12 protein-coding genes and 1 pseudogene are annotated in these 14,142 nt (G+C 61.0%); 5 read left to right on the plus strand and 8 right to left on the minus strand.

Features of this window, described 5'->3' with window-relative positions:
- The first annotated feature begins 15 nt into the window (after positions 1 to 15).
- A complete protein-coding gene (gene pyrE / locus BFQ00_RS16355; RefSeq protein WP_065934123.1) occupies positions 16 to 660 on the plus strand; it encodes an orotate phosphoribosyltransferase in 645 nt (214 codons plus the stop codon).
- A gap of 196 nt (positions 661 to 856) precedes the next feature.
- On the opposite strand, the gene argB is transcribed toward pyrE, so the two are convergent.
- The 4 genes and pseudogenes from argB to coaBC form a co-directional block, all read right to left on the minus strand.
- Positions 857 to 1,762: an acetylglutamate kinase gene (gene argB / locus BFQ00_RS16360; RefSeq protein ID WP_015886532.1), complete on the minus strand. Its 906-nt coding sequence runs from the start codon at positions 1,760 to 1,762 to the stop codon at positions 857 to 859.
- Positions 1,763 to 1,782: 20 nt separating this feature from the next.
- Positions 1,783 to 3,198, minus strand: a pseudogene (locus BFQ00_RS16365) (phosphomannomutase/phosphoglucomutase); the annotation flags it as partial.
- 246 nt (positions 3,199 to 3,444) lie between these two features.
- Positions 3,445 to 3,900, minus strand: coding sequence for a dUTP diphosphatase (gene dut / locus BFQ00_RS16370; RefSeq protein WP_065887079.1), 456 nt, complete (start codon positions 3,898 to 3,900; stop codon positions 3,445 to 3,447).
- Positions 3,901 to 3,905: 5 nt separating this feature from the next.
- A complete protein-coding gene (gene coaBC, locus BFQ00_RS16375) occupies positions 3,906 to 5,114 on the minus strand; it encodes a bifunctional phosphopantothenoylcysteine decarboxylase/phosphopantothenate--cysteine ligase CoaBC (RefSeq protein ID WP_010207499.1) in 1,209 nt (402 codons plus the stop codon).
- 154 nt (positions 5,115 to 5,268) lie between these two features.
- Between coaBC and radC the strand changes: the two genes are divergently transcribed.
- Entirely contained in the window at positions 5,269 to 5,943 is a 675-nt protein-coding gene (gene radC / locus BFQ00_RS16380; protein WP_065934125.1) for a RadC family protein, read from the plus strand.
- Positions 5,944 to 5,990: 47 nt separating this feature from the next.
- Here the strand turns inward: radC and BFQ00_RS16385 are convergent, their stop codons facing one another.
- Positions 5,991 to 7,583: an ABC transporter substrate-binding protein gene (locus tag BFQ00_RS16385; protein ID WP_065934126.1), complete on the minus strand. Its 1,593-nt coding sequence runs from the start codon at positions 7,581 to 7,583 to the stop codon at positions 5,991 to 5,993.
- Positions 7,584 to 8,041: 458 nt separating this feature from the next.
- Here BFQ00_RS16385 and rpmB point away from each other — a divergent pair, with 458 nt between their 5' ends.
- Positions 8,042 to 8,275, plus strand: a complete 234-nt coding sequence (rpmB, locus tag BFQ00_RS16390) for a 50S ribosomal protein L28 (protein WP_003176907.1) — start codon at positions 8,042 to 8,044, stop codon at positions 8,273 to 8,275.
- An 11-nt stretch (positions 8,276 to 8,286) separates the two neighbouring features.
- Positions 8,287 to 8,442 (plus strand): 50S ribosomal protein L33, encoded by a 156-nt coding sequence (gene rpmG / locus BFQ00_RS16395; protein ID WP_003176906.1) that lies wholly within the window; start codon positions 8,287 to 8,289, stop codon positions 8,440 to 8,442.
- 71 nt (positions 8,443 to 8,513) lie between these two features.
- On the opposite strand, the gene BFQ00_RS16400 is transcribed toward rpmG, so the two are convergent.
- Positions 8,514 to 8,876 carry a cupin domain-containing protein gene (locus BFQ00_RS16400; protein ID WP_065886947.1) on the minus strand — a complete coding sequence of 121 codons (363 nt, stop codon included), beginning with the start codon at positions 8,874 to 8,876 and terminating at the stop codon, positions 8,514 to 8,516.
- A 230-nt stretch (positions 8,877 to 9,106) separates the two neighbouring features.
- On the opposite strand from BFQ00_RS16400, the gene BFQ00_RS16405 reads away from it, so the two are divergent.
- Complete coding sequence (locus BFQ00_RS16405) at positions 9,107 to 10,600, plus strand: aldehyde dehydrogenase (protein ID WP_065934127.1); 1,494 nt, start codon at positions 9,107 to 9,109, stop codon at positions 10,598 to 10,600.
- A gap of 379 nt (positions 10,601 to 10,979) precedes the next feature.
- On the opposite strand, the gene BFQ00_RS16410 is transcribed toward BFQ00_RS16405, so the two are convergent.
- Both BFQ00_RS16410 and BFQ00_RS16415 read right to left on the minus strand, forming a co-directional pair.
- The gene (locus BFQ00_RS16410; protein ID WP_065893969.1) at positions 10,980 to 12,548 is read right to left on the minus strand and encodes a phospholipase D family protein; all 1,569 of its coding nucleotides are present in this window, start codon (positions 12,546 to 12,548) and stop codon (positions 10,980 to 10,982) included.
- Positions 12,549 to 12,609: 61 nt separating this feature from the next.
- A complete protein-coding gene (locus tag BFQ00_RS16415) occupies positions 12,610 to 14,034 on the minus strand; it encodes an aminotransferase-like domain-containing protein (RefSeq protein WP_065934328.1) in 1,425 nt (474 codons plus the stop codon).
- Positions 14,035 to 14,142: the final 108 nt, after the last annotated feature.

The raw sequence follows: 14,142 nt of genomic DNA on the forward strand, positions 1-14,142 counted from the left end.
TCTGAGGCTTTTTTCATGCAGGCGTATCAACGCGATTTCATTCGTTTTGCCATCGATCGCGGGGTTTTGCGCTTCGGTGAGTTCACCCTCAAGTCCGGGCGCACCAGCCCGTATTTCTTCAACGCAGGCTTGTTCAACTCCGGCTCGGCCCTGGCTCAGTTGGGGCGTTTCTACGCGGCCGCCATTGTTGAAAGCGGTATTTCCTTCGACGTGCTGTTTGGTCCGGCCTACAAGGGCATTCCCCTGGCTGCGGCGACGGCGGTGGCCCTGGCGGAACATCATGGCCAGGACCTGCCGTGGTGCTTCAACCGCAAGGAAGCCAAGGCCCATGGTGAAGGTGGCAGCCTGGTCGGAGCCCCGTTGACCGGCGATGTGCTGATCATCGATGACGTGATCACCGCCGGCACCGCGATCCGTGAAGTGATGCAGATCATCGCCTCCCAGGACGGCGCCAGGGCCGCCGGCGTGCTGATTGCGCTGAACCGCCAGGAGCGTGGCAACGGCGCATTGTCGGCGATCCAGGCAGTGGAGCGTGACTTCGGCATTCCGGTGGTGAGCATTGTGTCGTTGAACCAGGTGTTGCAGTTCCTGGAGGATGATCCGCAGCTCAAGCAGCACCTGCCGGCGGTGCGTGCGTATCGCGAGCAGTTTGGCGTCTGACACCAGTCTTCCTGTGGGAATGGGTTTGTGTGGGAGGGGGCTTGCCCCCGATGGCGGTGTATCAGTTGGCATCTCCAGCACTGTCCTACCGCTATCGGGGGCAAGCCCCCTCCCACATTTGATCTCCAGTGTTCTCAAGCTTTATAAAAAAGGCCCCGCTCAATCGGATTGAGCGGGGCCTTTTTGAGTTTGACGTTTAAGGACGCTTGCGATTGCTGATCAGCGTACCTACACCCGTATCGGTGAAGATTTCCAGCAGGATCGCGTTCGGTACACGGCCATCCAAAATCAGCGAGCTGCCGACGCCGCCTTGCACGGCTTCCAGCGCGCAGCGGATTTTCGGCAGCATGCCGCCGTAGATGGTGCCATCGGCGATCAGTTCGTCGACTTGTTGCGTCGTCAGGCCGGTCAGCACTTTGCCTTCCTTGTCCATCAGGCCGGCGATGTTGGTCAGCAGCATCAGCTTTTCAGCCTTCAGTGCCTCGGCCACCTTGCCCGCCACCAGGTCGGCGTTGATGTTGTACGACTCACCGTTGGCGCCCACGCCGATAGGCGCGATCACCGGGATGAAGTCACCCTTGACCAGCAGGTTGAGCAGATCGGTGTTGATGCCGATCACTTCGCCCACCTGGCCAATGTCGATGATTTCCGGCTGGGTCATTTCCGGCGTCTGGCGCGTCACGGTCAGTTTTTTTGCGCGGATCAGTTCCGCGTCCTTGCCGGTCAGGCCAATGGCGCTGCCGCCGTGGCGGTTGATCAGGTTGACGATGTCCTTGTTGACCTGGCCACCGAGTACCATCTCCACCACGTCCATGGTCTGCGCGTCAGTGACGCGCATGCCATCGATGAAATGACTCTCGATCGACAAACGCTTGAGCAGGTCACCGATTTGCGGCCCACCGCCGTGGACGACAACCGGGTTGATCCCCACGGCTTTCATCAGCACGATGTCGCGGGCAAAGCCGGTTTTCAGCTCGTCGCTTTCCATGGCATTGCCGCCGTACTTGATCACCAGCGTCTTGCCGACATAGCGTCGAATGTAAGGCAACGCTTCGGACAGGACCTTGGCGGTGTTGGCAGCGGCTTCGCGTTCGAGGGTCATTCAGGGCTCCGGTAGAAAAATCAGAACGGTAATTGGAGATCAGGGGCAACACGTTTCAACTGGACGTGAAAGACGTCCTTGATGCGCTGCAACTCGGCCTCGGTATCCGCCTCGAAACGCAGCACCAGCACCGGTGTGGTGTTGGACGCACGAACCAGGCCCCAGCCTTTGGCGTAATCGACTCGCACACCATCAATGGTGGTCAGGTTGGCGGCTTCGCCCCATTGCGCGTCGTGCAATGCGTCAATGATGCTGAATTTGCTCTCCTCGGTCACATGGATATTGATCTCTGGCGTAGAAATATCATTCGGGAAGGTCTGAAACAGCGCTTGCGCGGTGGATTTTTCCTTGCTGAGGATCTCCAGCAGGCGCGCAGCGCTGTAAATGCCATCGTCGAAACCGAACCAGCGTTCCTTGAAGAATACGTGACCGCTCATTTCACCGGCCAGCAAGGCACCGGTTTCCTTCATTTTCTTTTTGATCAACGAGTGACCGGTCTTCCACATCAGCGGGCGACCGCCGTATTCCTTGATCAGCGGCGTGAGGCGACGAGTGCACTTCACGTCGAAGATGATTTCGGCGTTGGCGTTGCGCGCCACCACGTCACGGGCGAACAGCATCAGCAGGCGGTCCGGGTACACGATCTCGCCGGTTTCGGTCACCACGCCTACGCGGTCGCCGTCGCCGTCGAAGGCCAGGCCGACGTCGGCGCCCACTTCCTTGACCTTGGCGATCAGGTCCACCAGGTTTTCCGGCTTGCCGGGGTCCGGGTGGTGGTTGGGGAAGTTACCGTCGACGTCGCAGAACAGGGGAATCACTTCACAATCGAGGGCTTCGAGCAATTGCGGAGCGATCACGCCGGCCGCGCCGTTGCCGCAATCCACCACCACTTTGAGGCGGCGGGCGAGTTTGACGTCGCGGGTGATTTCGTCGGAGTAGCGCTGCAGGATGTCGACCTTGGTGATGCTGCCGGTGCCGCTGCTCAGGTCGTTGGTTTTCAGGCGAGTGTGCAGGGCCTGGATCTGTTCGTTGGCGAGGGTGTCGCCGGCGATAACGATTTTGAAGCCGTTGTAGTCCGACGGGTTGTGGCTGCCGGTCAGCATGACGCCTGACTTGCCGGCCAGGACATTGGCGGCGTAATACAGCGCAGGCGTGGGCACCAGGCCGACGTCGCTGACATGGCACCCGCTGTCCGCCAGGCCCTGGATCAGTTGCTCCACAAGCTCCGGGCCGGACAGGCGACCGTCACGACCGACCGACACGTTCGGCTCGCCCTGGGCCAGGCTCTGTGAGCCGATGGCGCGGCCGATCCAGTAGGCGGTTTCGGCGGTCAGGGTCTTGGGCACCACGCCACGAATGTCATAGGCACGGAAGATGCTGTCGGGAAAGCTCGGGGCTACGCGGGCTGCGGTACTCATCGCGGGGGGGAACTCCATCTGAAAGGGGGCAAGGCTGGCCTGATGTGGCTGGCCGGCAGGCTCAAACTGAAGGGTATGACGACGTTTTCGGCAGAGAGTTCGTGGTGTAAAAATGCCATCGGCGCGTCGGTCCTGCGCTCATATCTGCGTAACCTATTGATTTTATTTAATAAAATCCGCTGATAATTTTTGCGCATTCTTCATCCTGAAAAACCTGGCGGTGGCGTCTGGCCGGGCAATTGCGCCCGGCCCTGTTCAGCTTAGTCAGTGACTGCCGGAATGCCCAAAACCACCTGCGCCGCGCTGGGTTTCGTCGAATTCCTGCACCAGTTCGAACTGCGCCTGGACCACCGGCACCAGCACCAGTTGGGCGATACGCTCGCCGACCGCAATGTTGAACGCGGTCTGGCCGCGGTTCCAGCACGACACCATCAATTCGCCCTGGTAGTCGGAGTCGATCAGGCCCACCAGATTGCCCAGCACGATGCCGTGTTTGTGGCCCAGGCCGGAGCGCGGCAGGATCAGGGCCGCCAGGCCCGGGTCGCCGACGTAGATCGACAGGCCGGTGGGGATCAGGATCGTCTGGCCCGGCTCCAGGACCGTGTCCTGCTGGAGCATGGCGCGCAGGTCCAGGCCGGCGGAGCCTGGGGTGGCGTAGGCCGGAAGGGGGAATTGGCTACCGATGCGTGGGTCGAGGATCTTGGCTTGCAAAGCGTGCATGGACATTAAACCTGGTTCAGCCGTTGGGCGATAAAAGAGATCAGTTGGCGGGCAATCTTGCCCTTGCTGGTCTGGGCGAAAACGGTGGCGTGCAACTCGCGGTCGATCACGCTGATGGCATTTTCCTCACTGTTGAAGCCGATGCTCGGGTTGGCGACATCATTGGCAACGATCAGGTCGAGGTTTTTGTCTTTCAATTTGCGCGCGGCGTAGTCCAGCAAATGTTCGGTCTCGGCGGCGAAGCCGACGCTGAACGGACGGTCCGCACGTGTGGCGATGGTGGCCAGAATGTCTGGGTTGCGCACCATTTGCAGGAGCAGACCATCGCCGCTTGTAGGGTCTTTCTTGAGCTTTTGCGGTGCAACGACTTCCGGCCGGTAGTCTGCAACCGCTGCCGAGGCGATGAACAGGTCGCACGGAATGGCCGCTTCACAGGCCGCCAGCATGTCGCGGGCGCTGACTACGTCGATTCGGGTCACACGATCGGGCGTCGGTAAATGCACCGGGCCGGTGATCAGGGTCACACGTGCGCCTGCCTCAACCGCAGCTTCAGCCAGGGCAAAGCCCATTTTTCCTGAGCTATGGTTGGTGATGTAGCGCACCGGGTCGATGTTTTCCTGGGTCGGGCCCGCGGTGATCAGTACGTGTTTGCCGGTCAGGGCCAGGTGCTGGAAACATTCGGCGGCACACAGCGCCAGGTCGGTGGCTTCGAGCATGCGGCCCATGCCGACGTCGCCGCAGGCCTGGCTGCCGGACGCCGGGCCGAAGACCTTGAGGCCACGGCTTTGCAGGAGTTGGGTGTTGGCCTGGGTGGCCGGGTCGCGCCACATGGCCTGGTTCATCGCCGGGGCAATGGCGACGGTGGCGTCGGTGGCCAGTACCAGGGTGGTCAGCAAGTCATCGGCGATGCCCTGGGCCAGGCGTGCGATCAGGTCGGCGGTCGCCGGCGCGATGAGCACCAGGTCGGCCCATTTGGCCAGTTCGATATGGCCCATGGCGGCTTCGGCCGCCGGGTCCAGCAGGTCCAGGTGAACCGGGTGGCCGGACAAGGCCTGCATGGTCAGCGGGGTGATGAACTCACTGCCACCACGGGTCATGACCACGCGCACTTCGGCGCCCTGGTCCAGGAGCCTGCGAACCAGTTCCGCGCTCTTGTAGGCGGCAATGCCGCCGCCGACGCCGAGAACGATGCGTTTCCGATACAGACGCTGCATTGGTTTGCCTTTCCAGTTCAGTGAAGCCAGTTCAGTGACGCCTGCGATGACCCCTCCCCAGGTGAAATCGCATGCAAAAAAGAGGGCCTACGATAACACAGCGTCCGCCCGGCAACAGCGGCGCATACGGCGTACATCATGGAAAGGAGGTGGGATGAGTATTCGCAATTGGCCTGCTGCCGAGCGGCCGCGAGAGAAGCTGTTGGAGTGGGGCGCGGCCAGTCTGTCCGATGCCGAATTGCTGGCGATTTTCCTGCGCACTGGCGTATCCGGCAGGAGCGCCGTGGACCTGGCGCGTCATCTGCTGGCGCAATTCGGTGGGTTGCGCCCGCTGCTGGAGGCCAGCCAGGCGCTGTTCAATCAGCAGCCGGGCCTGGGGCCGGCGAAGTTTGCCCAATTGCAGGCGGTGCTGGAAATGTCCCGGCGCCACATGGCCGAGCGCCTGCGCAACGATTCGGTGCTGGAAAGCCCGCTGGCCGTACGCGAATACCTCAAGGCGCTGCTGCGTCATGAGTCTCACGAAGTGTTTGGCTGCCTGTTTCTCGACTCCAAGCATCGGGTGCTGGGTTTCGAGGCGCTCTGCGAAGGCACCATCGATACCGCCCTGGTCTATCCCCGGCAAGTGGTCAAGCGTGCGCTGGCGTACAACGCCGCAGCGTTGATCCTGTGCCACAACCATCCTTCGGGAAGCGTGGACCCCAGCCCGGCTGATCGAAAATTGACCAAGGTTCTACAAAAAGCCCTGGAAATGGTGGACGTGCGGGTGCTGGACCACATCATCGTGGGCGATGGTGATCCGTTGTCGATGGCGGAATACGGATGGATGTAGAGGACAGTTGCAAGCTGCAAGCCACAAGTCGGCTTGCAGCTTGCAGCTCAAGGCTTGACGCTGACCTTGGAATAATCCTGCCGGCCAAACGGGCTCACCTGATAGCCCTCGATAGTCTTGCGTGTCAGGGCAAACGCCGTGGGGTGCGCCAGGGGCAGCCACAGCGCCTGCTGCTGGATCTGCGCCTGGGCCTGCTGGTAGAGCTTGGTGCGCACGCCCTGTTCGCTGGTGGTCTTGCCGGCGCTGATCAGCTTGTCCAGCGCAGGGTCGCAGTAGCGGGCGAAGTTGGTACCGGATTTGACGGCTGCGCAGGAAAATTGCGGGGTCAGGAAGTTGTCCGGGTCGCCATTGTCACCGGCCCAGCCCATGAAGAGCAGGTCGTGTTCGCCGGCTTTGGCGCGGCGAATCAACTCGCCCCACTCGATCACGCGGATGTCGGCCTGGATGCCGACCTTGGCCAGATCGGCTTGCAGCAACTGAGCGCCAAGATTCGGGTTGGGGTTCAGCAGGCTGCCGGTAGGGCGGGTCCAGATCGTGGTTTTGAAGCCGTCCTTGAGGCCGGCGCGGTTCAACAGCGCCTTGGCTTTGGCAAGGTCTTGTGGATAACCCGGCAAGTCCTTGGCGTAGCTCCAGGTATTGGGCGGGTAGACACCATTGGCCGCTTCGGCGGTGCCTTCGAATACCGCCTTCAGGTAGCTGCCTTTGTCAAAGGCCAGGTTGATCGCCTGGCGTACCTCGGGCTTGTCCAGTGGCGGGTGCTGGCTGTTGATGGCGACGAAGGCGGTCATGAAGGCGGCGGTTTTTTCCACCTTCAGTGCCGGGTCTTTTTCGGCTTCGCCCACATCCAGGGGCTTGGGCGACAGGGCGATCTGGCACTCGTCGCGATGCAGTTTCTGCAGGCGCACATTGGCATCCGGCGTGATGGCGAAGATCAGGTTATCCACAGTCGGTTTGCCGGCGAAGTAGTCCGGATTGGCCTTGTAGCGCACCACCGCATCCTTCTGGAAACGCACGAAAACGAACGGGCCGGTGCCGACGGGCTGGCTGTTGAGCTTCTCCGGGGTGCCGGCCTTGAGCAGTTTGTCGGCATATTCGGCCGGGTAGACCGAGGCAAAGCCCATGCTCAACGCGGCAAGAAACGTGGAGTCGGCGTGATCAAGGGTGAAGCGCACGGTCAGCGGGTCGAGGGCATCGATCTTCTTGATCAGCGCCGGCAATTGCAGGGATTGCGCGTGGGGGAAGCCGCTCTGGGCGATCTTGTGCCACGGGTTGGCCGGGTCGAGCATGCGTTCGAAGCTGAAGCGCACGTCTTCGGCCGTCAGGGTGCGGCTGGGGGTGAAATACTCGGTGCGATGGAATTTCACGTTCGGGTGCAATTTGAACGTGTAGGTCAGGCCATCCGGGGAGACGTCCCAGCTGTCTGCCAGGCTCGGCACCAGCTTGCCGGCGGTAGCGTCGTAGTCCACCAGACGGTTCATCAGCACATCCGCCGAGGCGTTGGTGGTGGTCAACGAGTTGTACTGCACCACGTCGAACCCTTCGGGGCTGGCCTCGGTGCAAACGCTTAAATTGGTGGCGGCAACGGCCATCGGAGCGATGAAAAGGGGGGCTAGCAATAGCGGTAGGGCAGCGAGGCGCATATTCGGTTTCCTGTGCAGATCGAAGGCCCATCTGCGAGTGCAGTCTGGAAAAGCCCTACCGTAGTGGCCTGTTGATTAAATGACTAGCCCATTTTTGCCTGTGCTTTTGGCCAAAATGCTGTTTTGATGGCGCCTCAGCGCGTTTCAACGTGCAGGTCAGAGTGCTTGCAGGCGCTGAAAATCATTCTGTGCGACGAGCGGTCGGCTGTTACAGCGGCCCCTCCTGGCAACGGTTCAGGCGCCAACAGCCGAGATTTGCTCAGGTAAAAACACACTCGCTGTTGTTGCACCTGGGTCTTTCTGGTATAAAGCAGCGCTCTTTTCTAGGGGCCCGGTTCCTTCGCTTGTAGGTGTAGCCGGTAAGACCCTAAAGAAACGCGGCGCCTGGCGCCAAATGACTGAGAGATTAAGCGGCCAACCCATGCCGGGTTGGGCATGTGGTTTTAGAGGGCTGAGGCATGTCGAGAGTCTGTCAAGTTACCGGTAAGGGTCCGGTGACTGGGAATAACATTTCCCACGCAAATAACAAAACCCGTCGTCGTTTCCTGCCGAACCTGCAGCATCACCGCTTCTGGGTTGAAGAAGAGAAACGTTTTGTTCGCCTGCGTGTATCTGCCAAAGGCATGCGTATCATCGACAAGCGTGGCATCACTGTCGTGCTGGCCGAAATCCGCGCCGCCGGCAAGATCTAAGGAGCTCTATCATGCGTGAATTGATTCGAATGATCTCTAGCGCCGGTACTGGTCACTTCTACACTACCGACAAGAACAAGCGTACTACCCCGGACAAGCTCGAAAAGAAAATGTTCGACCCGCGCGTTCGCAAGCACGTGATCTACAAAGAAGGCAAAATCAAGTAATTGATTTCCTTCCTTGTGAAAAAAAGCCCGTATCTCACGATACGGGCTTTTTTTTGCCTGGGATTCGCTGATCAGGCTTTCTGTTCGAACACCACGTAGATCTTGCGGCACGCTTCCAGCACTTCCCAGGTGCCGCTGAAGCCGGCCGGGATGACGAAGCGGTCGCCGGCGCGCAAGGTTTTGGCATTGCCTTGGGCATCGCGCAGTACGGAAACTCCCTGCACGATCTCGCAGTATTCATGCTCGGTGTAATTGACCGTCCACTGCCCGACTTCGCCTTCCCAGACGCCCGCGTTCATTTGCCCGCAGGGGCTGTTGTAGTGGTTGTAGATCGTCTGTTCAGGGTCGCCCTTGAGGATTTTCTCGGCGGCAGGGCGATAGCGATCGGGGGCGGTATTGGCTTGGCTGAAATCGACGATGTCCTGGATGCTCATGTGCTTATCCCGTCTGGCCTGCGTTTGGAGAGGCCAAAGTCTATGTTTATTAAAATGAACATCGCAAGGGCGTTTGCCGGCGTTATGTCAAATATATTGAAACATCCCCAGCCGCTGGTTTAGGGTGGCAAGTGCCTTGAGCCGAACAGCAGGCTGGCCAGGCAAGCATTCGTGGGGGCGCCGGGATCAATCTTCCAGGCCCTTGTATCCAATAAGAGGAGCAGACTTGCATGACCACCCTGACCCGTGCCGACTGGGAACAACGCGCCAAGGGCCTGAAAATCGAAGGCCGCGCGTACATCAATGGCGAGTACACCGCCGCCGTTTCCGGTGACACGTTCGAATGCATCAGTCCGGTCGATGGTCGTCTGCTCGCCACCGTGGCCAGCTGTGACGCCGCCGACGCCCAGCGTGCCGTGGAAAACGCCCGTGCCACTTTCAATTCCGGGGTCTGGTCGCGCCTGGCACCGGCCAAGCGCAAGTTCGTCATGATCCGTTTCGCCGCACTGCTCAAGGCCAATGCCGAAGAGCTGGCGCTGCTGGAAACCCTGGACATGGGCAAGCCGATCAGCGACGCCCTGAACATCGACGTCCCCGGCGCCGCCAATGCCCTGAGCTGGAGCGGCGAGGCAATCGACAAGATCTACGATGAAGTGGCGGCCACGCCCCATGACCAACTGGGGCTGGTGACCCGTGAGCCCGTCGGCGTAGTCGGTGCGATCGTTCCGTGGAACTTCCCGCTGATGATGGCCTGCTGGAAACTCGGCCCGGCGCTGTCGACCGGTAACTCGGTAATTCTCAAGCCGTCGGAAAAGTCCCCGCTGACCGCCATCCGTATCGCCGCCCTGGCCGTTGAAGCCGGCATTCCAAAAGGCGTGCTCAACGTGCTGCCGGGCTATGGCCACACCGTGGGTAACGCGCTGGCGGTGCACATGGACGTGGACACCCTGGTGTTTACCGGCTCCACCAAAATTGCCAAGCAGCTGTTGATCCGCTCCGGCGAATCGAACATGAAGCGCGTGTGGCTGGAAGCTGGCGGCAAGAGCCCGAACATTGTGTTTGCCGATGCGCCGGACCTGCAAGCCGCCGCCAACTCCGCCGCCAGCGCCATCGCCTTCAACCAGGGCGAAGTCTGCACCGCCGGTTCGCGCCTGCTGGTGGAGCGTTCGATCAAGGACACCTTCCTGCCGCTGGTCATCGAGGCCCTCAAGGGCTGGAAGCCCGGTAACCCGCTGGACCCTGCCACCAACGTGGGTGCGCTGGTGGACACTCAGCAGATGAACAACGTGCTCTCGTACATCGAAGCGGGCCATGCCGATGGCGCCAAGCTGGTCGCCGGTGGCAAGCGCACGCTGGAAGAAACCGGTGGCACCTACGTCGAGCCGACCATTTTCGACGGTGTGACCAACGCCATGAAAATTGCCCAGGAGGAAATCTTCGGTCCGGTACTGTCGGTAATCACCTTCGACAGCGCCGAAGAAGCCATCGCCATCGCCAACGACACCCAATATGGCCTGGCGGCAGCGGTGTGGACGGCGGATATTTCCAAGGCGCACCTGACTGCCAAGGCCCTGCGTGCCGGTAGCGTGTGGGTCAACCAGTACGACGGCGGCGACATGACCGCTCCGTTCGGGGGCTTCAAGCAGTCGGGTAACGGTCGCGATAAATCGCTGCATGCGTTCGACAAATACACCGAACTGAAGGCGACCTGGATCAAGCTGTAACCCTGCTGGAAACAGCGCAGGGCAACTGTGGGAGGGGGCTTGCCCCCGATGGCGGCCTCTGGGCCGACCAGGATGTTGGATCAGATCGAGTACATATCCGTTTCTGCGGTCACGGCTGCTAATGGTTCCGCTTTTACAGCGGCTCACTTTTGAAAAGCGCAAAAGTAAGCAAAACGCTCTTGCCCCACCACTCGGCACCTCGCCTGCGTTCGGCCAGCGTGGTTTAACGGGGCGCCTAGGATCACAAGCAGATCAAGATCAAAAGCCAGATCAAGAGCGACTCGCTTCGCATCGTGGTTACGGTTGGGTGCTACGGTGGTGTGTAGATCCGTATGGCAATCGGGGGCAAGCCCCCTCCCACATGGGGTATACCTGATTTCTAGAGCATACGCTCCAGGCCGACACTGGTGGCGAACCAGGCATTGAACCGGCGCCACCAACTGCCGGGCTCCCGGGTCAGGGTGTGCAACTGGCCGTTATCTTCCGTCACCCACACGATCTGCCCATCCTGCAGTTTCGCCTCGTAGCTCAGCGCTGGCGCCATCCCTTGCAGCGCCAGGTTGCGTACGTGTTCCGCCAGTTCCGGGCTGTCCACCAGTACGCCGACTTCGGTGTTCCACAGCACCGAGCGCGGGTCGAAATTGAACGAGCCGATAAACGATTTTTCCCGATCGAAAATCATCGCTTTGCTGTGCAGGCTGGAGTCGGAGCCGTGCAGGCTGCCGCGACGAAACAGGTGCGGCCCGCTGCTTGCGCTGGGGTCGCCGGGTTGTCGACGCAGCTCATAGAGTTTCACGCCATGCTCCAGCAGCGCCTTGCGATAGGGCGCGTAGCCGCCGTGCACGGCGGGTACATCGGTGGCTTCGAGGGAGTTGGTCAAAAGGTTCACCGACACGCCCGCATCGGCGCGGCCCGTCAGGTACACCAGCCCGGGCGGCCCGGGAACGAAGTACGCCGAAATCATGATCAGCTCACGGCTGACACCTTCCAGCTCCGGCGCCAGTTGCGTGGTGAGGAGCAATTGCGGGTCCGGGTCGGCCCTGGCCAGCACCTTGCTCGGGGCATCCCACAGCGCCTGGTTCCAGGCCCAGATCAACTCGCGACGCCAGATATCCATGCGCGGCTGGGTCTGGTAGGTGCGCAGGCGGTTATACAGGGCGTGGTTCTGCTGGCGCGATTGGGTCAGCGAGGCCTCCAGGCGCCCACGCGCGACAGCGAGGTCGATCCTGGAAGGCATCGTTGAGACAAACTCATCGATAGGCTTGCTCAGCGCGCTGTTCCAGTACTGATCGAAACTGTGACCCAATTGCTCGGCCACCGGCCCGACACTGAGCATGTCGATATCGGTGAAATTCAGGTTGGGTTCGGCATCGAAATACTCATCCCCCAGGTTGCGCCCGCCCACGATCGCCACGCTGTTGTCGGCCAGCCACAGTTTGTTATGCATGCGCCGGTGTTGCAGCGACAGGTTGAACAGGCGCCCCATGGCGCGAGTCACCCCGGTGCTACGCCCCAGGTGCAGCGGGTTGAACAGGCGAATGTCGATGTTGGGGTGGGCGGCAAGCGTTGCGATGATCTGATCGAGCCCGTCGCTGGTGGTGTCGTCCAGCAGGATGCGCACGCGCACGCCGCGGTCGGCGGCCTTGAGCAGTTCATCCACCAGCATGCGCGTGCTGATACCGTCATGCACGATGTAGTACTGCAGGTCGAGGCTGGTCTGGGCGTTGCGGATCAGTTCGGCGCGGGCCATGAACGCTTCGCTGCTGTTGGGCAGCAGGCGAAAGCCGGAACGGCCCTGGTAAGGCGCCGCCTGGGCCTGGATCGAACGGCCGAAGGAGGACTGTGCCGCCGGTAGCGCATCACTGGGCACGCGCGGTGTGTAGGCCGTCGCGCAGCCACCCAGTGCCAGTGCTCCCAACAGGAAAAGCGGTAAAAGCCGTTTAATCATCAAGGAGGCGGCATCCAGGTCAGGCGTTTGTCGGCATATGACGGCAATTGCTCGGAAAAGGTCAGTCTGCCGCTTCGGCCAGCAGGGCGTGCGCAGCGGTACCGACCTTGCGCACCGCCTCTTCAATCTGCGGCGTCGGTTTGGCAGCGTAGTTCATACGCAGGCAGTTACGGTATTTGCCGGATGCGGAAAAGATGCTGCCTACGGCCACCTGGACGCCTTGGTCCATCAGCGTACGGTTGAGCTTGAGGGTATCGAAGCCCTCCGGCAATTCTATCCACAGCATAAAACTGCCCTGGGGCCGGCTGGCGCGCGTACCGGCGGGGAAGTAGCGGCTGACCCAGTCGAGCATCAGGTCGCGATTACGCTGGTATTGCGTGCGCATCCGGCGCAAATGCGGTTCGAAATAGCCGCCTTTGAGAAATTCCGCAATCGCGATCTGCGGCTGGGTGGCGGTCGAGCCCGTGCTGATGTATTTCATGTGCAGCACCCGTTCCAGGTAGCGCCCCGGCGCGACCCAGCCAATGCGCAGGCCGGGCGCCAGGGTCTTGGAGAACGAACTGCACAGGAGGACGCGGCCGTCTTCGTCGAAGGATTTGATCGTGCGCGGGCGCGGGTAGCTGTAGGCCAGTTCGCCATACACATCGTCCTCGATTATCGCCACGTCGAAGCGCTGGGCCAGGGTCAGCAGTGCGCGTTTGCGCGCCTCCGGCATGATGTAGCCCAATGGGTTGTTGCAATTGGGAGTGAGCTGGATGACTTTGATCGGCCACTGTTCCAGCGCCAGTTCCAGGGCTTCAAGGCTGATGCCGGTGATCGGGTCGGTGGGAATCTCCAGGGCTTTCATGCCCAGGCCCTTGAGGGTCTGCATGGCGCCGTGGAAACTTGGCGAATCCACCGCAACGATATCGCCGGGCTCGCAAATCGCGTGGATGCTGGCGGACAACGCCTCGTGGCAGCCGGTGGTGATGACGATGTCCTCGGCCGTCAGCTGGCAACTGGAATCCAACGACAGTCGCGCGATTTGTTCGCGCAATGCCATACAGCCCATGATGTTGTCGTAGTAAAGCCCCGGCAGATCCTGGCGGCGGCTGACGCGGGCCAGGCTGCGAAGCAGTGGCTTGAGGGTGGGCGACAACACATCCGGCATGCCCCGGCCCAACTGTATGGTGTCCTTGCGCGGCACGGCACGAATCAGTTCCAGTACCTGGTCCCACTGGGAAATCTCTACCGGCCGCTGGGCCGGGCGACCCACCTCGGGCAGCGCCGGCAGTTCACGGCCCGCCGGCACAAAATAGCCGGACTTGGGCTTGGGCATCGCCAGGCCATTGTCTTCCAGCAGTCGATAGGCTTGCTGCACGGTGCTCAGGCTGACCCCGTGTTCCACACTCAATGCGCGTACGGAAGGCAGACGGTCGCCGGGGCGATAGAAGCCTTGTTCGATGCGGGTGCCCAGCAATTCGGCGAGGTTGACGTAGAGGGTCACGGCGGTCACTCCCAGCAGACCAGTACAGATAGGCGCAAAATACAGGATTCAGCGGTACATAGGCAGTGTCTGTATGGATTTAATAAAGGGAGGTTGAATCTGTATTGG

Origin of the sequence: Pseudomonas sp. 28 E 9 (assembly GCF_900004785.1) — a bacterium.
Lineage (GTDB): Bacteria > Pseudomonadota > Gammaproteobacteria > Pseudomonadales > Pseudomonadaceae > Aquipseudomonas > Aquipseudomonas orientalis_A.

Bases quoted from the DNA above. Each gene is read 5' to 3' on its own strand.
- BFQ00_RS16410 (WP_065893969.1), bottom strand. From the start codon at position 12,548: ATGATTAAACGGCTTTTACCGCTTTTCCTGTTGGGAGCACTGGCACTG.
- rpmB (WP_003176907.1), top strand. From the start codon at position 8,042: ATGTCGAGAGTCTGTCAAGTTACCGGTAAGGGTCCGGTGACTGGGAAT.
- pyrE (WP_065934123.1), top strand. From the start codon at position 16: ATGCAGGCGTATCAACGCGATTTCATTCGTTTTGCCATCGATCGCGGG.
- argB (WP_015886532.1), bottom strand. From the start codon at position 1,762: ATGACCCTCGAACGCGAAGCCGCTGCCAACACCGCCAAGGTCCTGTCC.
- rpmG (WP_003176906.1), top strand. From the start codon at position 8,287: ATGCGTGAATTGATTCGAATGATCTCTAGCGCCGGTACTGGTCACTTC.
- radC (WP_065934125.1), top strand. From the start codon at position 5,269: ATGAGTATTCGCAATTGGCCTGCTGCCGAGCGGCCGCGAGAGAAGCTG.
- dut (WP_065887079.1), bottom strand. From the start codon at position 3,900: ATGCACGCTTTGCAAGCCAAGATCCTCGACCCACGCATCGGTAGCCAA.
- BFQ00_RS16400 (WP_065886947.1), bottom strand. From the start codon at position 8,876: ATGAGCATCCAGGACATCGTCGATTTCAGCCAAGCCAATACCGCCCCC.
- BFQ00_RS16405 (WP_065934127.1), top strand. From the start codon at position 9,107: ATGACCACCCTGACCCGTGCCGACTGGGAACAACGCGCCAAGGGCCTG.
- BFQ00_RS16385 (WP_065934126.1), bottom strand. From the start codon at position 7,583: ATGCGCCTCGCTGCCCTACCGCTATTGCTAGCCCCCCTTTTCATCGCT.
- coaBC (WP_010207499.1), bottom strand. From the start codon at position 5,114: ATGCAGCGTCTGTATCGGAAACGCATCGTTCTCGGCGTCGGCGGCGGC.